At 74.6% G+C, this 21,780-nt stretch carries 21 protein-coding genes; 7 read left to right on the top strand and 14 right to left on the bottom strand.

Translation table 11 applies throughout. The features are described 5' to 3' along the window. The first annotated feature begins 14 nt into the window (after positions 1–14). From AQJ64_RS38490 to AQJ64_RS38470, 5 genes are all read left to right on the top strand, one after another. Positions 15–242, top strand: a complete 228-nt coding sequence (locus AQJ64_RS38490) for an MbtH family protein (protein WP_055635563.1) — start codon at positions 15–17, stop codon at positions 240–242. Beyond that, positions 239–1,561: an MFS transporter gene (locus AQJ64_RS38485; protein WP_055635564.1), complete on the top strand. Its 1,323-nt coding sequence runs from the start codon at positions 239–241 to the stop codon at positions 1,559–1,561. The genes AQJ64_RS38490 and AQJ64_RS38485 overlap by 4 nt, the downstream gene beginning before the upstream one ends. Further along, entirely contained in the window at positions 1,518–2,537 is a 1,020-nt protein-coding gene (gene gntD, locus AQJ64_RS38480; protein WP_055635565.1) for a guanitoxin biosynthesis L-enduracididine beta-hydroxylase GntD, read from the top strand. The genes AQJ64_RS38485 and gntD overlap by 44 nt, the downstream gene beginning before the upstream one ends. Positions 2,538–2,595: 58 nt before the next feature. Then, positions 2,596–3,348, top strand: coding sequence for an SDR family NAD(P)-dependent oxidoreductase (locus tag AQJ64_RS38475; RefSeq protein WP_055635566.1), 753 nt, complete (start codon positions 2,596–2,598; stop codon positions 3,346–3,348). Positions 3,349–3,514: 166 nt separating this feature from the next. Further along, entirely contained in the window at positions 3,515–4,036 is a 522-nt protein-coding gene (locus tag AQJ64_RS38470) for a flavin reductase family protein (RefSeq protein WP_055635567.1), read from the top strand. A 30-nt stretch (positions 4,037–4,066) separates the two neighbouring features. Here AQJ64_RS38470 and AQJ64_RS38465 read toward each other — a convergent pair whose 3' ends face one another. Then, positions 4,067–4,600 (bottom strand): hypothetical protein, encoded by a 534-nt coding sequence (locus tag AQJ64_RS38465; RefSeq protein WP_055635568.1) that lies wholly within the window; start codon positions 4,598–4,600, stop codon positions 4,067–4,069. Positions 4,601–4,889: 289 nt separating this feature from the next. Further along, positions 4,890–5,840: a helix-turn-helix transcriptional regulator gene (locus AQJ64_RS38460; protein WP_206189765.1), complete on the bottom strand. Its 951-nt coding sequence runs from the start codon at positions 5,838–5,840 to the stop codon at positions 4,890–4,892. Between the two features lie 310 nt (positions 5,841–6,150). Here AQJ64_RS38460 and AQJ64_RS38455 point away from each other — a divergent pair, with 310 nt between their 5' ends. Both AQJ64_RS38455 and AQJ64_RS38450 read left to right on the top strand, forming a co-directional pair. Continuing rightward, positions 6,151–6,333: a hypothetical protein gene (locus AQJ64_RS38455; RefSeq protein ID WP_159060334.1), complete on the top strand. Its 183-nt coding sequence runs from the start codon at positions 6,151–6,153 to the stop codon at positions 6,331–6,333. A 229-nt stretch (positions 6,334–6,562) separates the two neighbouring features. Continuing rightward, positions 6,563–6,805 (top strand): response regulator transcription factor, encoded by a 243-nt coding sequence (locus tag AQJ64_RS38450; RefSeq protein ID WP_055635571.1) that lies wholly within the window; start codon positions 6,563–6,565, stop codon positions 6,803–6,805. A gap of 90 nt (positions 6,806–6,895) precedes the next feature. Here AQJ64_RS38450 and AQJ64_RS38445 read toward each other — a convergent pair whose 3' ends face one another. The 12 genes from AQJ64_RS38445 to AQJ64_RS38390 all read right to left on the bottom strand — a co-directional run bounded on the left by AQJ64_RS38445 (position 6,896) and on the right by AQJ64_RS38390 (position 21,774). Next, positions 6,896–8,014 carry an LLM class flavin-dependent oxidoreductase gene (locus AQJ64_RS38445; RefSeq protein WP_055635575.1) on the bottom strand — a complete coding sequence of 373 codons (1,119 nt, stop codon included), beginning with the start codon at positions 8,012–8,014 and terminating at the stop codon, positions 6,896–6,898. Continuing rightward, positions 8,004–9,575, bottom strand: coding sequence for an amino acid adenylation domain-containing protein (locus AQJ64_RS38440; protein ID WP_059203384.1), 1,572 nt, complete (start codon positions 9,573–9,575; stop codon positions 8,004–8,006). The genes AQJ64_RS38445 and AQJ64_RS38440 overlap by 11 nt, the downstream gene beginning before the upstream one ends. Further along, positions 9,572–10,357 (bottom strand): lysine 5,6-aminomutase subunit beta, encoded by a 786-nt coding sequence (gene kamE, locus AQJ64_RS38435; protein WP_055636811.1) that lies wholly within the window; start codon positions 10,355–10,357, stop codon positions 9,572–9,574. Before kamE ends, AQJ64_RS38440 begins: the two co-directional genes overlap by 4 nt. Continuing rightward, entirely contained in the window at positions 10,354–13,029 is a 2,676-nt protein-coding gene (gene kamD, locus AQJ64_RS50310; RefSeq protein ID WP_206189820.1) for a lysine 5,6-aminomutase subunit alpha, read from the bottom strand. Before kamD ends, kamE begins: the two co-directional genes overlap by 4 nt. Further along, complete coding sequence (locus AQJ64_RS38425; protein ID WP_059203383.1) at positions 13,026–14,429, bottom strand: KamA family radical SAM protein; 1,404 nt, start codon at positions 14,427–14,429, stop codon at positions 13,026–13,028. Before AQJ64_RS38425 ends, kamD begins: the two co-directional genes overlap by 4 nt. A 107-nt stretch (positions 14,430–14,536) precedes the next feature. Then, positions 14,537–15,601, bottom strand: a complete 1,065-nt coding sequence (locus AQJ64_RS38420) for a pyridoxal phosphate-dependent aminotransferase (protein WP_055638055.1) — start codon at positions 15,599–15,601, stop codon at positions 14,537–14,539. Then, entirely contained in the window at positions 15,598–16,002 is a 405-nt protein-coding gene (locus AQJ64_RS38415) for a cupin domain-containing protein (RefSeq protein WP_055638056.1), read from the bottom strand. The genes AQJ64_RS38420 and AQJ64_RS38415 overlap by 4 nt, the downstream gene beginning before the upstream one ends. 52 nt (positions 16,003–16,054) lie before the next feature. Continuing rightward, positions 16,055–17,338, bottom strand: a complete 1,284-nt coding sequence (locus AQJ64_RS38410) for an ATP-grasp domain-containing protein (protein WP_063788864.1) — start codon at positions 17,336–17,338, stop codon at positions 16,055–16,057. An 11-nt stretch (positions 17,339–17,349) separates the two neighbouring features. Continuing rightward, the gene (locus AQJ64_RS38405) at positions 17,350–18,075 is read right to left on the bottom strand and encodes a GNAT family N-acetyltransferase (protein ID WP_059203382.1); all 726 of its coding nucleotides are present in this window, start codon (positions 18,073–18,075) and stop codon (positions 17,350–17,352) included. Continuing rightward, positions 18,057–19,400: an MFS transporter gene (locus tag AQJ64_RS38400; RefSeq protein ID WP_059203381.1), complete on the bottom strand. Its 1,344-nt coding sequence runs from the start codon at positions 19,398–19,400 to the stop codon at positions 18,057–18,059. Before AQJ64_RS38400 ends, AQJ64_RS38405 begins: the two co-directional genes overlap by 19 nt. Further along, positions 19,397–20,461, bottom strand: coding sequence for a methyltransferase (locus AQJ64_RS38395; protein ID WP_059203380.1), 1,065 nt, complete (start codon positions 20,459–20,461; stop codon positions 19,397–19,399). The genes AQJ64_RS38400 and AQJ64_RS38395 overlap by 4 nt, the downstream gene beginning before the upstream one ends. Then, positions 20,458–21,774, bottom strand: coding sequence for a CurL C-terminal domain-containing protein (locus AQJ64_RS38390; RefSeq protein ID WP_107120643.1), 1,317 nt, complete (start codon positions 21,772–21,774; stop codon positions 20,458–20,460). Before AQJ64_RS38390 ends, AQJ64_RS38395 begins: the two co-directional genes overlap by 4 nt. Positions 21,775–21,780 lie beyond the last annotated feature (6 nt).

Genomic DNA, 21,780 nt, shown 5'->3' with positions numbered 1-21,780 from the left:
TGGAGGAACCCGTCATGAGCAGCCCCTTCGACAACCCGGACGGCACTTTCCTGGTCCTCGTCAACGACGAGAACCAGCACTCCCTGTGGCCCTCGTTCGCCGAGGTGCCGGCGGGCTGGGCGGTGGCCCGGCCGGAGGGCTCGCGCCAGGACTGCCTGGACTACATCGGCGAGCACTGGACGGACATCCGTCCCGCGAGCCTGGTGCGGGCCATGGACGCCGACGCCGTACGGGCGCGGTGAGCGCGCCCCTCGCGGTGGCGGCCGTCGCCTTCCTGGCCCGTGCGAGCCAGCTCGGTCTGTTCTCGGCGGAGGCGCTCATCCTCCTCGACCGGGGCGTGGCCGAGGGCGCGATCGGGCTGGTGATGGCCGCCGCCGCGGCCGGCGGGGCGCTGGCCCAGCTCGCCGCGGGCCGCTGGGGGCACCGCTGCCGCACCACCCGGATGACCCTGCTCGGCACGGGGGTGCAGAGCGCCGGCTGTCTGGCGTTCGCCACGCTCACCCCGTGGTGGAGCCTGGCCGCCGCCGACTTCCTGCTGATGGCGGGAGCGGCGCTGACCGCCACGGGGCTGCGCGCCACCCTGGCCGCGCGGGCCCCCGGCGGCCGGGTGCCGCGTGCGGACCAACTGGAGCGGGCCTACGGGCGGTTGACGGCCGCGCAGATGCTGGGCGCGCTGGTCGGTCCGCTGGGCGCGGGAGCCGTACTCCTGCACGGGAGTGCGGGGGCGGCGTGGGCCGCCGCCGCGGTCGCCCTCACCGCGACCGCGGTGGCGGGCACGGCTGACCGCCGCGACCGCCACGACCGCGCTGCGGCGGGCCCCGCACACGGCACTGGGCGACCCGCCGACGCGGAGTCGCCGCCGGAGCCGGCGGCCCCGGCCGCCCGGCCCCTCCTGTCCGGTCCCCGGCCCCCGCTCCAGGTCACCCTGTGGCCCCTCCTGGTAGTGCTGTTCGGCATCACCGCCCTCTACGGCGGCTACTCCGTGGTCTGGGCGGTGTACCTCCGTGGGCTGGGCGCCCGGGACACGGTGATCGCCTGGTCGGCGGCCTGTCTGGCGCTGCCCGCACTCGTCCTGTCGCCCCGGGCCGGTGCCGTCCTGCCCCGGGTGTCCCGGCCCGTCCTGATCCGCTGCGCGGCACTGGTCATCGGCTGCTGCGCCTGTCTGTACCCCCTGGTCGGCTCGGTGGCCGCGGCGGTCGCCCTGTCCCTCGCCGAGGGGGTCCTCCTGGCCGTCGCCCTGCCGCTGGTCTCCGCGCAGGTGGCGCGGGAGGCCGGACCCGGCCGCACGGCGCGGGCCTTCGGCCTCCTCGGCACGGCGGACGCCCTCGGCAGCGGCCTGGGCACGGCGCTGGGCGGGGCGCTGCTCGCCCAGGGCGGTGCGGGCGAGGCCTTCCGGTTCAGCGGCGTCCTGTGCCTGCTCTGCGCCGCCGCCTCGCTGGTGCCCGTCCTGCTGCGTCCACCCGTCTCCCCCTCCTCACCCCCGATGTCCTTCTCTTCAGAAACCGGCAGGTCACCGCATGTATCACGGTCTTCCCCTCGAATACGTCCTGTCCGCCGCTGAGACCGAGCAGATCCAGGAGGCGCTCGCCGGCCTCCGCGACTCCTCCCCCACTCCCGCGCAGCCCGCGTTCTACGACCGTCACTGGGACGCCGCGGCCCACCTCCCGCCACGACTGCGCGGCTTCCTGGAGCACTTCCGTCGCACCGAGCCCGCCGCCGCCCTGGTGATCCACGGTTTCCCGGTCGACGACGCGGCCGTGGGGGCCACCCCGGCGCACTGGGCGGACGTACCCGTCGACGGCCCGCCCCTCGACCAGGAGCTGTTCCTGGCGATGGTGGGCACGGCCCTCGGCGACCCCTTCACCTTCTCCACCCTTCAGCTGGGCCGGGTCGTGCAGAACCTGCTGCCCATCCGCGGCGACGAGCTGCGGCAGAGCGGTCACGGCAGCGAGTGCCTGCTGGAGTTCCACACCGAGGACGGCTTCCACCCGGGCCGCTGCGACTATCTGCTGCTGTTCGGGATGCGCAACGACGAGCGGGTGCCGACCATCGTGGCGTCCGTGCGCGACGTCAAGATCAGTGACGAGACGGCGGATCTGCTCCGCACGCCGCGCTTCCTGATCCGCCCCGACGACGAGCACGTGCGTCAGCTCCAGGAGCGCCACCCGGGCCACCCGGCGCTGGCCGGCATGCTGCGGATGCAGTCCGACCCCGAGCCCGTGCCGGTCCTGTCCGGTGACCGGGAGCGCCCCTATCTGCGCGTGGACTATCCGTTCATGACGTGCGCCGGCCAGGACGGGGCCGCCCAGCGGGCCCTGGACGAGCTGATGGAGGAGCTCGAGCGGGTCCAGCTCGACGTGGTCGTGGACCAGGGCAGCCTGGCGGTGGTGGACAACTACGTCGCCGTACACGGCCGCAGGCCGTTCCGGGCCGCGCACGACGGCAGGGACCGCTGGCTCAAGCGCATGATCGTCAGCCGTGATCTGCGCAAGACGACCCCGCACGCCTCGCCCGGCGCCGCGCGGGTCCTCTTCTGACCGCCCTGCGCACACTCCTCGAAGAACTCGATCCCCGCAAGGAAAGGGACTGCACATCATGCGCACCATCGTCGTGTCCGGTGGCTCCAGCGGTATCGGTCTGGCCACCGTCGAGCGCTTCGCGCGCGCGGGTGACCGTGTGGTCAGCCTGGACGTCGCCGAGCCGCGGGACGAGCCCGCCGGCCCGGTCTCGTGGGTCCGCTGCGACGTCGCGGACTGGCAGGCCGTCGAGGACGCCCTGGCCCGGGTGCACCGGGACCACTCCCTGGACGTCGTCATCGCCAACGCCGGCATCAGTGTCCGTCACGGTGTCCTCGACCTCACCGAGGAGGCCGCGCGCCGCGTGGTCGACGTGAACCTCCTCGGCACCCTGGGAATGTGGCGCGCCGCCGCCCGTCTGATGGCCACCGGGGACGGCGGGGTGCTGCTGGCCACCGCGTCCGTCAACGGCCGCCGCGGTTACCCGTACTACGCCGACTACAACGCCACCAAGGCCGGCATCATCGCCCTCACCCAGACCTTCGCCCTGGAGCTCAGCCCCCGTATCCGCGTGGCCTGTGTGAGCCCCGGGGCGGTGCTGACCCCCATGCAGCTCGCCGAGTACACCGACGAGATGCTGGCCGGCGTCAACGCCCGGATCCCGGCCGGCCGGCACGCCTCCCCCGAGGAGATCGCGGCCGCCTTCCACTACCTGGCCTCGCCCGAGGCCGCCTTCCTGACCGGCCAGGAGCTGGTCGTCGACGGCGGTGAGACGGCGGGGGCGACCACCGCCGAGTTCGGTACGGCCGCCCGCGCCTCCGTCCCGGCCTAGGGCGGGTGTCGAAAGTCCCGTCTGGCCCGCGGGCGGACGACGCTGCTTTCGACACACTCCCCAGGGCGCCGCCTCCCGTCCGACCACCGGCCCGCCCGGCCGGGCGGGCCGGTGGTGGTGCCGTACACGCGACAGACCACACGCCCGGAAAGGCAGGACCCGACACATGACAGCGACCACCCAGGACGCCGTCGCTCCCCCGGGCGGCTCCGGCACGGTCCCGCCGGACGCGTTCCGCGCCGCGATGACCCGCTTCGCCCGCAGTGTCACCGTGGTGACCGCCTATGACGGAGCGGACCCGGTCGGCTGCACGGCCACCGCGGTCCTCTCCCTGACCGACCGGCCGCCGACCCTCCTCGTGTCGCTGGCCTCGGACAGCGGAACGCTGGGCCACATCCGGGCCGCGGAACGCTTCGGGGTGAGTGTGCTGCCGTACCGGCTCCGCGCGCTGGCCGCCCGGTTCGCGGAGCTGCCCGCGGCCCGGCGTTTCGACGGGGTCGACCACGACGGCGCGTACGGCGCTCCCCTGCTCGGCGGAGCGGTGGCCGCGGTGGTGTGCCGTGTCACGCGGTACGTGGCCCTGGGGGACCACACCCTGGTCGTCGGCCAGGTGGTGCACGTGGCGACGGACGAGGGCGCGGAGCCCCTGATCCACTTCGCCCGGCGGCAGACCCGGCCCGAGCGGTGACCGGGACGCTCCCGGTGCCGGTGCGCGGGCTCACCAGATCGGCGGGTGCAGCGCGAGGACGAGCAGGGTGCACGGCGAGTGCGCCTCGTTGAGCTCGTAGCCGAAACCGCTCGGCACGTAGAGGGCTTCGCCCACCCTCAGGCGCAGTTCCAGGGGACGGTCCAGCACGGCGCGGGCCCGTCCGGGCGGTGCGGGTTCGACGCGGCCACCGCAGCTGCCGCGCACGGGCAGCAGCACGAGGTCGGTCGCCGCGGTGTTGCCGCCGCTCTGCGTGCCGGGGTCCAGCGTCAGGTACGAGCTCCCGACCCGGCAGGCCAGCAGTTCACCGAGGCCGGAGGTGAGCGCGTCCGTCCCGGCGGCCACGCCGGCCGGTTCGGGGTCCGCGCGCCCGCGCCGCGGGTGGCCGTCCTCCGTCGGATCGCCGTCGACCAGCACGGCGTCGACGCCGTCCGGCCACACCAGGGCCGGCCCCCTGTCGCGGTGCACCGACAGGCACAGGGCCAGATCCCTGACGAACAGTTCCAGACCGGATTTTCCCTGGCCCCGGTCTCCTTCGTAGTCCACGTCCCGCTCCGCTCCGCATCGCACCCGCAACGTCCCGCGTGCCGTGGTTCACGCGCGGACGGCCCGTACGTGGTACACGGGACATCCCGGGAAGGGCAGGTCTCCTGTTCTTCCGCCACATGACCGCAGGGCGAGCGGTGCCGTGGCTCCGGCCCGCACCTGCGGTTTGCAGGAACTCTGCTGCACACGGAGGGAGTTGCGGGAGTCCCGGGATCACGGTACCGAACCGGCGGCGGCCCGTCTCCGCCCCGGCGATGTCCCGGGAGTTCCCCCAGCGATGCGCGCGGACTCAGTCCGCCGGGCCCGTGCCGGAGCCGGCCTCCGGGGTGTCGTCGAGGAGGCCCTGCTGCGCCGCGAGAACCCCCGCCTGGAAGCGGCTCTCGGCGCCGAGGGTCTCCATGATGTCCGCGATGTGTTTTCTCGCGGTGCGCAGGGACATGCCGATCCGGCGGGCGATGCTCTCGTCCTTGAGGCCGGCCGCGAGCAGCCGGACGATCGTCCGGTGGATGTCCTTGGCGACGAGTTCGAGGCCGTCGGCGGCGGCGTCGGAGAACGGCGCGGCCTGCGTCCACGCCTGCTCGAACACCTCGCACAGGTAGTGGACGACCGAGGGTTCCCGGATCACCACCGCGCCCCAGGTGCCGCCGCGTTCGGGGATGAAGGCCACCTTGCGGTCGAAGACGATCAGCCGGCCGAACAGCTCGTGCGCGGTGCGGTACTCGGCGCCGAGGGCGGACACGGTGGCCACATAGGCCTGGCTGGGTCCGTTGAAGCGTGCGGTGTGGTGGTAGAGCGTGCGCATCCGCACCCCGCGGGAGAGCATCGCGGTGTCGCGGGCCAGCGCCTCCTGGAGGACGGCGGGCACCCGGTTGCCGCCGGGCTGGCTGGTGAGCATCTCCTCGGCGCACTCCTCGGCGGCCCGGTTCAGGGCGGCGCGCACCTCCTCCACTCCGGGGATCACCTCCAGATCGACCGACCCGCGGCTGAGGCTGTCCCGGTAGTGGCCGCGCAGATCGGCGAACTGGTCGCGGACGCGGTGCAGTTCGGTCTGCTGGGTGCGGATCGCCGACTCCATGGAGATGGTCACCACGGCGGCCACGAGGTCCGGATCGACCGGGCGCAGCCGCGCGGGGTCGTCTAAGTCGGCCTTGAGCAGGCCGAGTCCGGTCAGGGAGACGACGGCGCCCTCCGCCTCCGCGCGGCTGAGGCCGAGTTCGCGGGCCGCGCGCTCGGGGTCCATGCGTCCGTTCGCCGCCACCCATCGATAGAGGGCGACCTCCCTGTCACTGAGCCGTACAGGCGGGTCTATTGCCCGGTTCTGTTCAGGTATAACCATTACATCCCCTGTTCGCTTTGCTGCGGGGCAGCTTGGTGAGCACCTCGATCGCTGGCCATGACCCCGTCGGGACGGAAGTCTTGAGGCACCGGAGATCGAATACACGGAACTACCGGTTCCGTTCAAGAATTCAGAACCAGGAGTGCCCCATATGAAATCCTTCCGTGCCACCGCCGCAGCGTCCGTCCTCGCGTGCATCGCATTCGGCACGCTTATGGGAGCGACCCACACCCTGTCGGCGCCCGCGCCCGGAACGGCCACGCACTCCGTGCTCGCCGGCACGGTGGAGACCGACGACGACAGCGGCTGGGGCGGTCGGTACGCCAACGACGTGGTCACCGAAGCGGCCGGCATCGTCACCGACGGCGACAGCGGCTGGGGCAGCTCGGGCAGCTGAGCCGGTCCGCACACGGCTCGACGAGCCCCGGGAACGGCGTGACGGGATCGGGCAGACGGTCACCACTCGGCTCGCACCCCCACCGTGTCGTCCCCCGATCACGGCGCACCTTAACCCGCCCCGCCGGAGTCCGGCGCGGCGGCGCGCGCGACACGCCCGGCAGTCCTGACCGTCGAGCCGGCGAAGGCCCGGCCGCGAGGCCCTCGTCTTCACCAAGAAAGGCACACCTGTGAGTCCGTTCACCGTCGAAATAGTGAAGCAGCTCAGCGACCGTGAGCTCGAAGTACTCGGCTATCTCGCCGAGGGCCACACGTATTCCTCCATCGCGCGCAGAATGAATCTCAGTCCGCACACCGTGGACACCTATCTGCGCAGAATCCGGGGAAAGGCGGGAGTCAGCAACCGGGCACATCTGATGGTGCTGGCGCTCCAGGTCTCCCGGCGCCTCGACCTCGGCCTGGCCCAGGCGTAGAGCTGCTTCCCCATGACGGCGGAGGGCGCCGGCGGATGATCCCGCCGGCGCCCTCCGCCGTCGTGCCGTGCCCCTCGGGGCGTGAACCGCTCAGCCGGCTGCCGCCCCGGCCCGCTCGCGCCGCTCGGCCTCCTGCCGTACCAGTGGCAGCAGCGTGCGGCCGAACTCCGCGGCGTCCCGCAGCGGTTGGTAGCCGCGCAACAGGAACGTCGTCACGCCGATGTCCAGGTAGTCCAGCAGGGCCCGGGCCACCGTCTCCGGAGTCCCCACCAGCGCGGTGGAGTTGCCGGCCGCCCCGGTGGCCGCCGCGGGCGCGGTCCACAGGGCCCGGTCGTGGCGCTCGCCCCGCGCCGCGGCCGCCAGCAGCCGCCGCGAGCCGGCGTTCTCGGGGTGCACCGAGGGTCCGAGCGGCAGGGGCGGCCGGGCGCGGTCGAAGAAGGACCCCGCCGTGCCGCGCCGCCGGATGGCGTCGAGGATCCCGTGCGCCCGCTCCCAGGCCTCCTCCTCGGTCCGCCCCAGGATCGGCCGGAAGGACACGCTGATCCTGGGCGGCGCGGTGCGTCCGGCCGCGTGGGCCGCCGCCCGTACGGCCGCGATCTGTTCGGCGGTCCCGGCCAGCGGCTCGCCCCACAGCGCGAACACATCGGCGTGCTTGCCGCCGACCCGGTGGGCGGCTGCCGAGGATCCGCCGAAGTACAGCGGGATCCGCGGGTGTTGCAGCGGCCGTACCTCGGAGCGGAAGTCGTCGAACCGGTAGAAGCGGCCCTCGTGCCCGAACCCTTCCGGTTCGCTCCAGGCCCGCTTGACCACGTCCAGGAACTCGTCGGTCCGGGCGTAGCGGTCGTCCTTGGCCAGGTGGTCGCCGTCGCGCCGCTGTTCGGCGTCGTTCCCGCCGGAGATGACATGGACGGCGAGCCGACCGCCGCTGAGGTGGTCGAGCGTGGCGAAGGACCGCGCGGCGGCGGTGGGGGCGAGGATGCCCGGCCGGTGGGCCAGCAGCAGCCCGAGGCGCTCGGTGTGCGCGGCCACGTGGGCGGCGACCTGGGCGCCGTCGGGCGAGCTGGAACTGTGGCCGATCAGGACACGGTCGAACCCGGCCTCCTCGTGCACCCGGGCGAACCGCCGGGTGAACTCCGGGTCGACGGCGGGCCCGTCGGGGCGGCCCTCGGAGTCCTTGGTCCCGATCATCCCGATGAACTCAACCGGCACGGTGGTCACCGCCTCGCTCTGCGTGGATCCGGGGGTCTCCCCCGCGCGGCCCGGCGCCGGACGCGGCCACCAGGGCCGCGCGGTCCAGCTTGCCGTGCGGGGTGAGCGGCAGCCGGTCGAGATAGTGCAGCCGCTGCGGGAGGAGGTGCGCGGGAAGCCGCCCGGCGAGCCGCTCGCGTACCAGAGGCGGTGGGAGCACGTCACGGTCGGCGACCAGACAGGCGGCGAGCACCGGCGTACGGCCGCTGTCGTCGACCAGGCAGGCGGCCCCGTCGACACCGGGCAGGGCGCGCAACTCCGCTTCGATCTCGCCGAGTTCGACGCGGAACCCGCGCAGCTTGACCTGGCCGTCCATCCGTCCCGCGTAGTACAGCCGGCCGTCGGCGTCGGCGACGGCCCAGTCGCCGCTGCGGTAGTGGCCCCCGGTGAACCGTTCGGCGGTGAGGGCGGGACGGCCGAGGTAGCCGTGGCTCACGCCCGCCCCGCCGACCCACAGCTCACCGGGTTGCCCCGGTGCCACCGACTCGCCTTTCCCGTCGCGCAGTTCGACGGTCAGGTGGCTCAGCGGCCTGCCGATCGGGGTCCGTCCGGGACCGGCCTCGCGCAGTACCTCCGGTGTGAGCGTGCAGTGGGTGACATGCACGGTGGTCTCCGTGATGCCGTACATGTTGGTGAGGGTCGCGGCGGGTGCCGTGCCCGCGGCCCACCAGCGGCGGATGTCGTCGGGCACGAGGGCCTCCCCGCCCAGGACGACATGGCGCAGGGCCGGCAGCCGCACCCCGCCGGCCGCCGCCTCGGTGACGAGGTTGCCGAAGGCGGAGGGCACCTGGTTGAGGACGGTGACCCGTTCGGCCGCCAGCAGGGCGGCGAAGGCGTCCGGGTCGGCGGCGGTGTCCTTGTCGACCACCACCGCGCGGCCGCCGTACAGCAGGGCGCCCCAGATCTCCCAGACGCTGAAGTCGAAGCTCCAGGAGTGGAACAGTGTCCACACGTCGTCGGCGCCGACGTCGAACAGCGGGATCGCGGCGTCCAGCAGGGCCAGCACCTGCGCGTGCCCGACGACGCAGCCCTTGGGCGCGCCCGTGGAGCCGGAGGTGTAGATCGTGTAGGCGGTGTCCGATGGGAGGACGGGGGCTGCGGGGGCGGCGGGGGCGGGCGGACGCGAGGTGAGGACCAGCGGTCCCGGTTCCGCGAGCACGGTCTCGCCCGGTGCCGGGGGACCGTCGGTGAGGACCAGACGGGTGCCCGAGTCGTCGAGCAGATAGCGCTGCCGCTCCTGCGGATACCCGGGGTCGACCGGCAGATAGGAGGCGCCGGCGCCCAGGATGCCCAGGAGTCCGGCGAGCGCGTACCGGGTCCGCCCGGCGCGCAGGGCGACGGGCTGACCGGGGGCGATCCGGCCGTGCAGGGCGCGGGTGACGGCGTCGGCCTGTTCGGCGAGCCGGCCGTAGGTGACCGCGCCCGAGGCGTCGGTGACCGCCGTACGGTCCGGCTCGCGGGCGGCGATCGCGCGGAACCGGGCGTCGAGGCGGTCCCCGGCGGGCGGCTGTGGGGACCTCATACGGCACTCCTGTCGTCCGCAGCGGCGGCGGCCCGCTCGCCGGCCAGGGCGTGGGCGAGGTAGCTGGCCACGTCGTCGGGGGTGGTGCCGCGTCCGAAGACACGGTCGGCGCCCAGTTCGGCGGCCATGGCCGGGTCGAAGCGCGGTCCGCCCACCACGAGCAGGGGCCGGCGGCGCCCGGTGAACGCCGCGTCGAGTTCGGCGCTGAGTTCGCGCACATTGGTCAGGTGCGCGTCGCGCTGGGTGACGGCCTGGGAGACCAGGACGGCGTCGGCGCGTTCGCTCACCGCCCGCCGCACCAGGTCGGCCACCGCGACCTGGGCGCCGAGGTTGACCACGCGCATCGAGTGGTAGTACTCGAGACCCTTCTGCCCGGCGAAGCCCTTGATGTTGAGGATGGCGTCGATGCCGACGGTGTGGGCGTCGGTGCCGATACAGGCGCCGACCACGACGAGTTCGCGGCCCAGGCCCTCGTGGACGCTCTCGTCGACCTCCTGGGCGGACAGCAGCGGGTACTCCCGTTCCACGACGTCCACGGTGTCCAGGTCGACCCGGTGCACGACCGCGCCGTAGACGACGAAGAAGGCGAACTCCTCCCCCACCGGCCGGGCGTGGACGAGCAGCGGGCGTTCCATGCCCATGAGGCGGGCCAGCCGAAGGGCGGCCGCCTCGGCGAGGGGGCCGTGCGGCAGGGGGAGGGTGAACGACAGCTGCACCATGCCGTCGTCGGTGGTGTCGCCGTAGGGACGGACCGCGGGCGGCGGCCCTGCGGGGGTGTTCATGGCCGGTCTTCTCCTTCCGGTCCGGGGTCCGGGGACCCCTCCAGCAGTTCGATGGCGGGATTGCGGTAGCCGGGGGCGCGTTCGGCCACCCCGTCCCGGCCCCGGCCGCCGTCGGCGGGGCGGCGCATCCCGCCGAAGGTGCCCGCGGCGATGGCGTCCAGCAGGCCGCGCCCGTCCAGTCCCTCCAGCAGGTCGACGGCCTCGCGCAGCACGGTGTCCGCGCGCCGGGCGATGACTCCGCCGGGGGCGGGCCGGAAGTCCTCCTCCAGGGCGCCGGCGGCGTCCATCACATAGCGGACGTTCTGCAGCGCGAGGTCGCGGTCGGAGAGGAACGGGGTGACGACGGCCTCGGTCATCATGCCGACGAGCAGGATGTTCTGCCGGGTCAGCGCCCCGGCCAGGTTGAAGAACCCGTTGAGCAGATAGCCGCGGAAGACGTCTCCGGTCATGTGGCGGGTCGGCGGCATCCACTTGAGGGGGGCGTCGGGGAACAGTTCGCGGGCGAGCAGGGCGTGCGCCAGCTCCATGCGGAAGGAGTCGGGCAGGTCCGGGTCGATCTCGAAGGCGTGCCCGAGGCCCAGCTGGGCGTCGGTGAGTCCGGCCTCCTTGCCGAAGTACTCGTTCAGGAGCTGGCTGGCGGTGACCGTGTGGGCCGCCTGCATCGCGTCGGCGGTGGTGAGGTAGTTGTCCTCGCCCGTGTTGATCACGATGCCGGCGCGGGCGTGGAGCTGGCGGGAGAACCGCTGGTCGACGAAGGTGCGCAGCGGGTTGATGTCGCGGAAGAGGATGCCGTACATCGAGTCGTTGAGCATCATGTCGAGCCGTTCCAGGCCGGCCAGTACGGCGATCTCCGGCATGCACAGTCCGGAGGCGTAGTTGGTGAGGCGGACATAGCGGCCGAGTTGCGACGACACCTCGTCGAGGGCGGCGCGCATCAGCCGGAAGTTCTCCTGGGTGGCGTAGGTGCCCGCGTAGCCCTCGCGGGTGGCGCCGTGGGGGACGTAGTCGAGCAGCGACTGGCCGGTGGAGCGGATGACGGCGATGACGTCGGCCCCGCCGCGGGCCGCCGCGACGGCCTGGCGGACGTCCTCGTGGATGTCGCCGGTGGCCACGATCAGATAGACGAGCGGTCCGCGCGGCTCGCCCCACTCCCCGATCAGGCGCCGGCGTTCCCGTCGGCGGCCGTCGATGACCGCGAGGCCCCCGGCCATGGCGTGGCGGGCGTCGCGTACGGCGTGCTCGGCGGCGGCGCCCTCGGGGAGCCGGAAGGACACGTCCCGGGCGGTGGCACGGGCGGCCAGTTCGGTGAGGTCGCGGCTCGGTCCGGTGCGCAGCGCGTGCCAGACCGGCAGCGCCACCCCGTGTTCCAGACCGACCTGGTCGCGTACGGCGTCCACCAGCCGGTTGGCCCAGGGGATGCCCTCGGCGTCGGCGCCGGAGAGCCCGGCCAGCCGCAGCGCGGCCCGCTCGACGGCCACGGTGGTGTGGGAGCGCGCCAGGTCCACCACCGGGCGCCCGGCGCGTACGGCCAGCTCCCGGGCGCGGCGCACCAGGCGGGGGTCGAGGCCGAGCTTTCCGGTGGTGGTGGCGGGCGGCCGGGCGGCGGCGCGGGCCGGTGCGCGCCGGCGGTCGAACAGTGCCCGCACCCCCGGCTCGGTGCGCACCAGGTCCAGGGCCTGTTCGGCGTGGCCGGGCTGGTAGCCGTTGCCGATGAGCAGGGTGACGTCGGCGCGCAGCCCTTCGGCGCCGAGCGCGGCCGCGGGGAACGAGGTGGCCATCGAGAAGAAGACGACGGTGCCGCCGTCGCGGGTCGCCAGCACCGCCGCGTGCTCGCAGCCGGACACGTCGGTGCAGACGACGGTGATGTCGACGGGACCGCCGCATCCGTCGAGCTTCCCGCTCAGCGCGACCGCGTCGCGGGCGTCGGCCCGCAGGACCGTGCCGGCCAGCCCGGAGGCGGTGAGCGCGGCCTCCTCCGCGTGGTCGGGCACGACGCCCACCAGCCGTCCGGCACCCGCGCGGCGGGCGGCCGCCAGTGCCAGGCTGCCCGACTTGCCGGCCGCGCCGAGCACGGCCACCGAGGGCGCGGTGCCGGAGCGGGCGGTGTACTCGGCGACGGTACGGGCCGTCAGCGCGGGCGCGCCGCAGACGTCGAGGACCGCGAGGGACAGCTCGTCGGGCAGGTCGGCGGGCAGGGCCGCGGCGACCGACCGCCCGAAGAGGACGGCGTGCCCGCGGGCCGGTACGCGCTCCCCCAGCCCGTCCCAGTCCCGCAGCCCGTCGGTCAGCGTCAGAGGCGTCAGGGTGAGGGAGACCAGGCTCGCCACCCGGTCGCCGGCCTTGAGCCCGAGCGGGGTGCGCGGCCCGGCCTCGGCGACCGTGCCGATCAGCATGCCGCCGGAACCGGTGACCGGGTTGTGCATCTTGCCGCGCTCGCGCACGATCCGGCACACCGCGTCCCGTATCGCGTCCCCGTCGCCGCCGTGCTCCTCGTGGAGCTGCCGGTAGGACGCGGCGTCGAGGTTGAGGTACTCCACGTCGATGCGCAGCTCGTCCTCGCGCAGCGGGGAGTCGGGGTCGAGCCGGTCGGCGGCCTGCGGCAGCACTCCGGCGGGGGCGAGCACCCGGTGCAGTCCGAGAGGCGAACTCTCCTTGCGCGCACCGGCGTTCACCGGGCCTCCTCCGGCCGCCACCGGGCCCAGTACGCCTGCCCGGCGTCGGGCAGGGTGTGCAGGGGGTCGTAGTAGTGGTGGGTGCGGCGCAACGCCTCGGGGTCGTCGTGCTCGACGGAGGTCAGATAGTTCTTCGACCAGTCGGAGATGCCCCGTTCGCGGTCGTAGGCGTCGGCCTGGTGCACCCAGCGTTTGCCGACGTAGGGCACGTCGCAGACCAGCCGGGGGGTGGCGAAGCCGGGCAGATAGCCCATGACGGCGTGCTGGAGGCGCTGGGCCTCGGCCAGCGGCAGCCGCCAGTGCTCGGCGCCGGGCACGATGTCGCAGAGGTAGAAGTAGTACGGCATGATCTGCGCGCTGTCGAGCAGGGCGAAGCACAGGTCGAGCAGGGCCTCGGGGGTGTGGTTGACGCCGTGCAGGAGCACACCCTGGTTGCGTACGTCGCGCAGTCCGGCGGCGAGCAGGGCGCGGGAGGCCTCGGCGACCAGCGGGGTGATCTGCTGGACGTTGTTGGCGTGGGTGTGCATGGCGAGGCCGACGCCGCGCGCGGAGGCCTTGGCGGCGAGCTGGGCCATGCCGTCGAGGACGTCGGGGGCGAGCCAGTGCTGGGGCAGTCCGACCAGGCCCTTGCTGGCGAGCCGGATGTCCCGGATGTTGTCCAGGTCCAGGAGCCGGTCCACGAAGGAACGCAGCCTGGGCCAGGGCACGTTGGCGACGTCGCCGCCGGAGACCACGACGTCCCGCACGGTCGGGGTGGCGCGCAGATAGGCGATCATCCGGTCGAGGCGGTCCGCCGGGCGCAGGACGAACCGGTATTTGTCGATCTGCGGGGTGGAGGTGCCGACCAGGTCCATGCGGGTGCAGTGCCCGCAGTACTGCGGGCAGGTGGTGACGAGTTCGGCGAGCACCTTGGTCGGATAGCGGTGGGTGAGGCCCTCGACGACCCACATCTCGGCCTCGTGCAGGGAGTCCCGGGAGGCGAGCGGGTGACTGGGCCAGCGGGGGTGGCGGTCGCTGGCGACGGGCAGCATGTAGCGGCGGACGGGGTCGGCGTACCAGGCGGTGGTGTCCGGGGCCGACAGGGGGGCGATGGTGTTCAGGACATGGGGGGTGAGCAGGATCGGCATGGTCGCGAACTGCCGTTGGTCGGCCGCGAGGTCCTCGTAGAACGCGTCGTCGAGACCGGTCCCGGCCACCTCGCGCAACTGCCGTACGCCCTTGACGCAGTGGGCGCGCTGCCACTGCGGGTCGCGCCACTCGGCGGGGGTGACCTGCCGCCAGGCCGGGAAGCGCCGCCAGTCGGGCTCGACGGCCTCGTGCCGTCGGTAGCCGTACGGCTGGGCGAGCGCACCGGCCGTCTCCCGGGTGGGGGGCGCGGCCGGCGGGGGTGCGGTTCTCACGGGGTGCCTCGGTTTCTCCCGGCCGTGGGCGGCGGGTGGGGTCTTGGAGCGGGGCGGACGGTCAGGGCCGTGCGCCGCCGGTGGATCGGGTCCGGGTGGGCGCCCGGTCAGCCGGTGCCGGGGTGGGCGGGTGTCCCATCGACAAGGGCAACAGGGGCGACGACGTCGAGGGCGTCGAGGAGCCGGGCGAGGGCGGCGGGCGCGCCGACGGAGACGCGCAGATGCCCGTCGAGGCCGAAGCGGCCCGCGTCGCGGACGAGGATGCCGTGGTCGCGTTCCAGCAGCCGTTCGGCCCGTGCGGAGTCGGGCACCGGCACGGCGAGGAAGTTGGTCACCGACGGCAGCGCGCGGCGCCCCCGGGCGGCCAGGTCGGCCCGGAACCGTTCGCGGGCGGCGGCGTTGCCCTGCCGTACCCGCTCCAGGTGGCCGCGGTCGGCGAGCGCGGCCACGGCGGCGGCCTGGGCGGCCCGGTTGACGCTGAACGGCATGCTGCCCTGCACCTCCCGCAGCCGCCCCACGAGGTCGGCGCTGCCCACGGCGTAGCCGATGCGCAGCCCGGCCAGCCCGTGCGCCTTGGAGAAGGTGCGCAGGGCGAGCAGGGGTGCGCCGGTGCCGAGGTGGTCGAGGACCTGGGGGGTGCCGGGCGGGGCGAAGTCCAGATAGGCCTCGTCCACCACCAGGGGCGTGCCGGTGGCGGCCGCCCGCTCGACGAGGAGGTCGAACGCGGCGCGGTCGAGGGCGCCCCCGGTCGGGTTGTGCGGGTTGCACACGTACACCACACCGGCCCCGTCGAAGGCGTCCGCGAGGGCGGCGAGGTCGCCCATGGGGACCTCGCGGCAGCCGCGGCGGACGTTCTCCAGACAGATCCGGTAGCCGGGGAAGGTGCCCGCGGTGGTGACCCCGGGGCGTCGGCGGTCGCCCAGGCACAGTGCGGTGAGCAGGACCAGTTCGTCGCTGCCGTTGGCGACGGCGATCTGGTCCGGGCCCACGCCCAGCAACTCGGCGAGGGCCTCCGCGGGTGCGGTGCGGGCGGGGTCGGGGTAGGTCCCGGTGGCGTCGACGGCCGCGTGGGCGGCGCGCAGGGCGTGCGGGCTGGGGCCGAAGGGGCTCTCGCTGAGGTGGAGGCGGACGGGCGCCCCGGTCGGGGTGCGCGGGACGGCGGGGGCGGTCACCGCGCACCGCCGAGCAGAAGGCCGAAGCAGTAGCTGCCGGGCTCTGCCTCCAGGGTGAGGAAGCGGTGCTCGGCCCCGGCGGGGACGCGCAGCAGGGCGGGTGAGGTCAGCTCGTGCCGGTCGCCGTCGACGAGGACCTCGATGCGGGCGCCGCCGGGGTGGGGCGAGACCAGGAAGTAGATCTCGTCGACCTCGTGGCGGTGCGGATCGGCGACCGGCCTGCCGACCAGGTGGTCGATGGGGCCGCCGGCCAGCTCGACGGGGACGCCTCCGAACATGTCGGCGGTGAGGTAGAAGGGCGCCGGTGCGTGATGTCCGGCCACCGGCAGGAACTGCGGGATGTCCGTGCGGATCTCGGCAACCGCCGTACGGGAGGCGGGAGTCGGCGTCTCGGTGGTCATACGGGGGCCTTTCATCGGTCGGTGGGCGCCTTCATCGGTCGAGGGGGCGCCTTCATCGGTCGAGCGGGGCGGGCCGGGCCGGCGCCGCCAGGTCGCGGGCGCGCAGGGTGCGGCCGTCGGCGAAGGTGTAGGTGAGGGCGTCGAGGGCCCGGTCGAGTACGGCGACCATCGCGCGGTGGTCGTCGGCCGTACCCCAGAGCACGGCCAACTCACCGGTGCCGACGCCGGGTTGCACGAGGGTGCCGGGCTGTACCCGGGTCTCGTAGCCGTCGAGGCCGGGCAGGGCGAGCGCGTCGGCGACCCCGTGCACGCCGGTGAGCAGGCCGCCCTCGGCGGGGGTCGGCACCGCACGGGCGTACACCACCCGCTCCTGCGGCGCCCCCGTCCGGGGGGCGGCACCGCCCAGCGCGAGATGCCCCGCCAGCGCCACCGGGTCCAGTCCGCCCGCCAGTCGGCCCAGGCCGCTCTGGAAGCCGCCCAGCCTGCCGTTGACCTCGATCAACCGGGGTCCCCGGGCGGTCAGTTTGATCTCGGTGTGGGTGACGCCGGTGCGCAGGCCGAGTGCCTCGACCGCGCGGCCCGCCAGATCGAGCACCGCCGCCCGTTCGGCGTCGGCGAGCGGCGCCGGCCAGTAGTGGCCGACCTCGCGGAACGGCGGGGCGAGCGGGAACTTGCCGGTGACCGCCCAGTGCGTGACCCGGCCGTCCGCCACCGCGCTCTCCACGGAGACGTGGTCACCGAACGGGGTGCGGTCGACGCCGGCCAGATACTCCTCCAGGACGAGGGCCGTCTCCCGGTCCGGGCCGGTGAGCAGCGCGGCGGCGAGCGCGGCGCCGGTGCCGGCGTCCCGCACCAGGTGGGTGCTGCGACTGCCCTCGCCGCAGGCCGGCTTGAGGACGGCGGGCAGCCCCACCGCGGCGAGCGCGGGCGCCCAGTCGTCCGGGGTGCGCAGCAGCCGGGACCGCACCGGGTCGACGCCCCGCTCACGGAGCCTTCGCCGCTGCGCGTACTTGTCCGTCAGCAGTCGTACGGTGGCGGTGTCGTGGTAGGGCAGCCCGAGCCGCGCGGCCAGTTCGGCCGTCGTTGCGAGTCGGCGCTCGCTGAAGGTGAGCAGGGCGTCGGGGCGGTGCTCCCGAAGGAGCGCGGCGGCCTCTTCGAGATCCTCGTCGACCGGCACGACCGGCGCCAAATCGGCCAGCAGTGGGGCGAGTCGCTCGGTGTGCGCCGAGCGGCACACGGCGAGGAGGACGTCGCCGAGCGGTGCGAGACGGTCCACGACGTCCGCGGGGGCGACGGAGCCGAAGTCGTAGACGACGGCGATGACGGGGCGTGGCATGGCCGGTTTCCTCAGGCGTCGGCGTGGTCGGGGTCGGGCGCGTACCGCACGCCGGAGAGGGTGGCCGCGAGCGCGGTCGACGCGGGTGGGCGGGTGCCGGGCTCGGCGCCGAACATGCCGAGCGCCGGCTCCAGGCCGCCGATCTCGGCGGGAACGACGCGGGCCGCCTCCCAGTCGGCGCGGCGCAGCCGGTAGCGGTCGCTGACGGCGCGCTGTCCGCGTACGGCGTTGGTCTGGGTGCCGTCGTGGGCGAAGCCGAACTTGCGGCACACGGCCTGCGAGGCCGTGTTCTCCCGCCGTACGACGGAGAGGGCGTCCTGCGCTCCCAGTCCGGCGAAGGCCAGTTCGAGGACGGCGGCGCGCGCGTGGCCGCCGAGGCCGAGGCCCTGGTGGCGCAGGCCCAGCCAGGAGGTCAGGAGCACCTCGCGGGTCACGGTGAAGTCGCGTGCGCCCAGGGACTGGGAGCCGACCACCTCGCCGTCGTGCACGACCACCAGGTAGAGCGTCCAGTCCTCGGGGCTCCAGTCGGCCATGGCCTTCCAGTGGCGCTGGAGGACCCGGCGGGCGACGGTGGCCGGGTCGCCGTCGGTCCATTGGGAGAAGAAGGGCATGAACCCGGGGGCGTGCACGCCCTCGGCGCCCAGTGCGGCGAGCGCGTCGAGGTCCCGCGGGGTGGGGCAGCGCAGCTCGACGAGCGGGGTGCGCACGGTGATACCGCTCAGCGGCCAGTGCTGCATGACGGGTTCCTCTCCTGGGAGTCGCCGGCGGCGGGGGCGGGGGCGGCGGTCGCGGGTTCTTCGGTTTCCGGCGCCGGGTCGGGCAGGTCGGCGGCGGCCGGCAGGGTGCGGCGCAGGGCGGGTCCCACGAGGGCGACCGCGGCGCAGGCGGCGACCAGGGCGACGACCAGCGGGAGGCCGTCGGCGAGCGGCAGCGTGGCTCCGGCGAGGAGGGGACCGGCCACCGAGCCGGTGGAGACGGCGACGGACAGCATGGCGTTGACCCGGCCCCGGGCGCGTTCGTCGGCGAGGTCGTTGAGCAGCCCGGTGACCACGGGGAACACCAGGGCCTCCCCCACGGACAGCAGCAGCACCCCGGCCATGGCCGTGACGGTCGCCGGGGTGCCGTGCTGGCGGCCCGCGACCAGGACGAGGGACCAGGCCGCCGCCCACAGGACGCCGGTGAGGGACAGCACGGTGCTGCGGCGCACCCGCTGGATCCGTTCACCGAGGACGACCTGGGTGAGCACGGCGGCGACGATGTTCACCGCGAAGGTGCCGGACAGTCCCTCCGGGCCGACCGCTCCGCCGGCCGTGAGATAGCCGGGCAGCCCCGACCTGAGCTGCCCGTACGACACCAGCGAGCACAGCGCGACCGTGCCCAGCAGCACCGCGAGAGCCCGTTGTCCCAGCACCTCGCGGTAGCCGACCGGCCCCTGCGCCGACGGCTCGCGGTCGCCGCCGCGCCCGATGCGCGGGAGCAGCAGGAGGAGGGCGGCGCCGGCGGCCAGGAAGGTGAGGCCGTCGGCGACGTAGAGCGCCGCGAAGCGGGCCGCGCGGGACCCCGGTCCGGAGGCGGCGACCAGGCCGCCCACGAGCACGCCGAGCCCGGTCATCGCGTTGAACACCGCGTAGTCGGCGGAGAAGGCGAGCCCGCGCTCCCGGGCCGTGGCGGCACCGGCGTACAGATAGCGCAGGACGGTGCCGACCCCGCTGATGCCGAGCCCGTAGACCACGGCGGCGGTGAGCGCGGTCGGGGCCGAGGTGACGAAGGCGTACAGGCCGGTGCCCAGGCCCGCGACGCACATCACCAGGCCGACGACGGTACGGGGCGCGAGGCGGTCCAGGACCGCGCCCCAGGCGAGGCCGCCGACGACGGAGGTGGCGGCCTGTACGGCGAGGGTGGCGGCGGGGATCCAGGACGCGAGGCCGCGGACCTGGTCCAGGTAGATCCAGAGGAACGGCAGGACCAGGCCGCCGCCGAAGGAGTTGACCGCGTTGACGGCCAGCACGGCCCGGGTGCGCGGGGAGAACTCCCGCAGGACCGCGAGGGGGTGGGCGCTCACCGCGCCTCCAGGACGTACAGCCACGAGTGCGGGGTGCCGAACGGGACCGTGCGGACCGGGTGCAGTCCGGCGGCGGCGAACAGCTCCTCGTACGTCTCCTTGGTGTGCAGCGGTACGCCCATGAGGGCGTGGGCGAGTTCGTAGCCGAGGGAGAACACCGGCAGGGTGGCGGAGCCCTCGGCGTCGGGGCGGAGCATGGTGTCGGCGAGGACGAAGGTCCGGGCGGCCGGGAACGCCTCGCGCAGCCGGGTGAACAGCTGGGGGCGGGTCCCGGGGTCGGCGAGCAGGTCGTGCAGCAGGAAGAAGCTCATCACCGTGTCCACCTCGGCGATGGCGTCACGGTGGGCCTCGCGGTGGCACACGTCGAGCACGTCGGTGCGGATCGCCCGGACCCGGTCCGTCAGGCCGGCCTCGGCGATGGTGCGGTGGCCGAGTTCGGTGGCGGGGCCGCTGATGTCCAGGCCGAGGCCGCGGGTGCCGGGGCGGGCGCCGACGACCCGGCTGACCCGGGCGGAGATGCCGCTGCCCAGGTCGGCGAGGGTGTGGAAGTCGATGCCGTCGAGGACCTCGTCGAGGGTGGTGGACATGAAGGAGCGGTCGTTCTGGCCGGAGCCGAGGGCGACCATCGCCTCGTCGCGCAGCAGGGTCTCGCCGAAGGTGGCCTCGCCGGTGGCCAGCCGGGCGGCACCGGAGAAGAGGTCGCTGTAGCCGCCGACGGCCCAGGTGAAGTAGCCGCGCATCCGGAGCGTCTCGCGTCCGGCGTCGGTGAGGACGGCCGTGTCGCCGCCGTCCTCCAGCCGCAGCCAGCCGCAGACGGCGGCGGCGCGCAGGACCTCGCGGACGACGCGGTCGCGGACGGCGGGCCCGGCGGAGCGCACGAAGCCGGCGATGTCCAGGCGGGGGTCGGCGGCCAGCAGGTCCCAGACGCCGAGCCGGTCGAGGGTGTGCACGACGGTGGCGGCGACATAGCCGTTGAAGGCCTGGTCGACACCGATCGGGGCGGGCGCGGCGCCGTACCAGTCGGCGGGCAGCGTGTGCGGCGGGGTGTGCAGGAGCGTCATCGTGATTCCGTTCCGTGTCGGGCGAAGGAGGGTCGCGGGGCGGCGTCGGTCTGGGCCAGGCCGAGGAGTTCGTCGAGCAGCTGCCGGAGGTCGAGCGTGGCGGTGAGCGGTTCGTAGACGGCCAGCGCCAGCGCCCAGTGGGCGGGTCCGGCGCGCAGACAGCAGCGCACCAGGGGCGAGTCGCGCAGCCGCAGCGGCTGTCGTGCCTGGTCCAGGACCGCCGTCCGCAGGGCTTGCGGGCCGCCGTCCGGGTCGGGGGCGAGGTGGGCCGGCCGGGCTTGCGGGGTGGGCAGGGTGCGGGCTCGCCATCGGCCGCCCGGTTCGGCGAAGACGGTGCGCAGGGCCGGGTGCCGGTGCTGGAGTTCGGTGAAGGCGGCGCTGAGGGCGTCCGGCGCGGGGGGCGGTCCGGGGACGACGGCCGCGACGGCCGCGTTGTGGTCACCGGAGGAGCCGTGCCGGACCAGGTCGTAGAACAGCCAGCGCTGTTCGTACGGCGTGAGAGCGCGCGTCGCGGACGCGTCGGCCGGAGCGGACCCGCCGGGTTCGCGGCGCCGGAACGGATGGCCGGGCAGCCGGACCCGGCGCCCGGGGCGGCCGAGCGAGGTGTCGACGTCGTAGCCCTGCCGCCACAGGGCGGCGAGCAGCCGCGCGGGGGACGCGCCGTCGGCCGGGTCGAGGACGAGCGCGTCGGTCGCGTCCGGGTGGGGTGTGCCGATGCGGACGATCGGGGTGTCGGCGTGCTCCTCCGGGAGTTGCTCGCCGGTGGCCGGGGTGCCCGTCGCCGCGGCGAGGAGGGCGTCGGTCAGGGGGAGGTCGCCGCGTGCCGCGGCGGCGGCGAGGGCGCCGGGACCCGTGCCCCGTATGGCGCACGGGGTCACACCGCGAGCGCGCAGCCAGGTCACCAGGCCGTGGAGGACGGCGACGGTACGGGCGGCCGCGCAGTCGGCGTGTTCGCGGGCGAGCCGCAGGGCGTCGGCCACCTCGGGCAGGTCCACCGGCGCCAGGGCCGACGCCGTGCCGTCGAGCAGCAGCAGGGGTCCGCCGCCCGGGGCCCGCACGGGCGAGGGGGTTGTGGTGGGGCCCGTCAGCAGGGCGGCGACGGCCTCGGCGGCCGAGCGGGCGGTGACGGCGTCCCGGCAGGGGAAGCGTTCCCGGCCGGTCCACAGCGTCAGGGCGACGTCGTCGAGGCCGGCGTCCGGCGTGCTCTCCAGCCATGCCGCCAGACGGCGGCGCGTCTCGGCCAGGGACTCGGGGTCCCGGGCGGACACGGCCAGCACCCGGAGGGGGTCCGTCGGGGTCGGGGGTCGGTTCACCGTGGG

Source organism: Streptomyces griseoruber (assembly GCF_001514205.1).
Classification (GTDB): Bacteria; Actinomycetota; Actinomycetes; order Streptomycetales; family Streptomycetaceae; genus Streptomyces; species Streptomyces griseoruber.
The sequence above is the reverse complement of the archived record's forward strand: the minus strand, read 5'-3'. Positions and strand labels throughout refer to the sequence as shown.

What these genes read in the sequence shown, in the direction of transcription:
- AQJ64_RS38490 (WP_055635563.1), top strand. Translation starts at nt 15, where the DNA reads ATGAGCAGCCCCTTCGACAACCCGGACGGCACTTTCCTGGTCCTCGTC.
- gntD (WP_055635565.1), top strand. Translation starts at nt 1,518, where the DNA reads ATGTATCACGGTCTTCCCCTCGAATACGTCCTGTCCGCCGCTGAGACC.
- AQJ64_RS38475 (WP_055635566.1), top strand. Translation starts at nt 2,596, where the DNA reads ATGCGCACCATCGTCGTGTCCGGTGGCTCCAGCGGTATCGGTCTGGCC.
- AQJ64_RS38470 (WP_055635567.1), top strand. Translation starts at nt 3,515, where the DNA reads ATGACAGCGACCACCCAGGACGCCGTCGCTCCCCCGGGCGGCTCCGGC.
- AQJ64_RS38460 (WP_206189765.1), bottom strand. Translation starts at nt 5,840, where the DNA reads ATGGACCCCGAGCGCGCGGCCCGCGAACTCGGCCTCAGCCGCGCGGAG.
- AQJ64_RS38455 (WP_159060334.1), top strand. Translation starts at nt 6,151, where the DNA reads ATGGGAGCGACCCACACCCTGTCGGCGCCCGCGCCCGGAACGGCCACG.
- AQJ64_RS38440 (WP_059203384.1), bottom strand. Translation starts at nt 9,575, where the DNA reads ATGAGGTCCCCACAGCCGCCCGCCGGGGACCGCCTCGACGCCCGGTTC.
- kamE (WP_055636811.1), bottom strand. Translation starts at nt 10,357, where the DNA reads ATGAACACCCCCGCAGGGCCGCCGCCCGCGGTCCGTCCCTACGGCGAC.
- AQJ64_RS38415 (WP_055638056.1), bottom strand. Translation starts at nt 16,002, where the DNA reads ATGACCACCGAGACGCCGACTCCCGCCTCCCGTACGGCGGTTGCCGAG.
- AQJ64_RS38410 (WP_063788864.1), bottom strand. Translation starts at nt 17,338, where the DNA reads ATGCCACGCCCCGTCATCGCCGTCGTCTACGACTTCGGCTCCGTCGCC.
- AQJ64_RS38405 (WP_059203382.1), bottom strand. Translation starts at nt 18,075, where the DNA reads ATGCAGCACTGGCCGCTGAGCGGTATCACCGTGCGCACCCCGCTCGTC.
- AQJ64_RS38395 (WP_059203380.1), bottom strand. Translation starts at nt 20,461, where the DNA reads ATGACGCTCCTGCACACCCCGCCGCACACGCTGCCCGCCGACTGGTAC.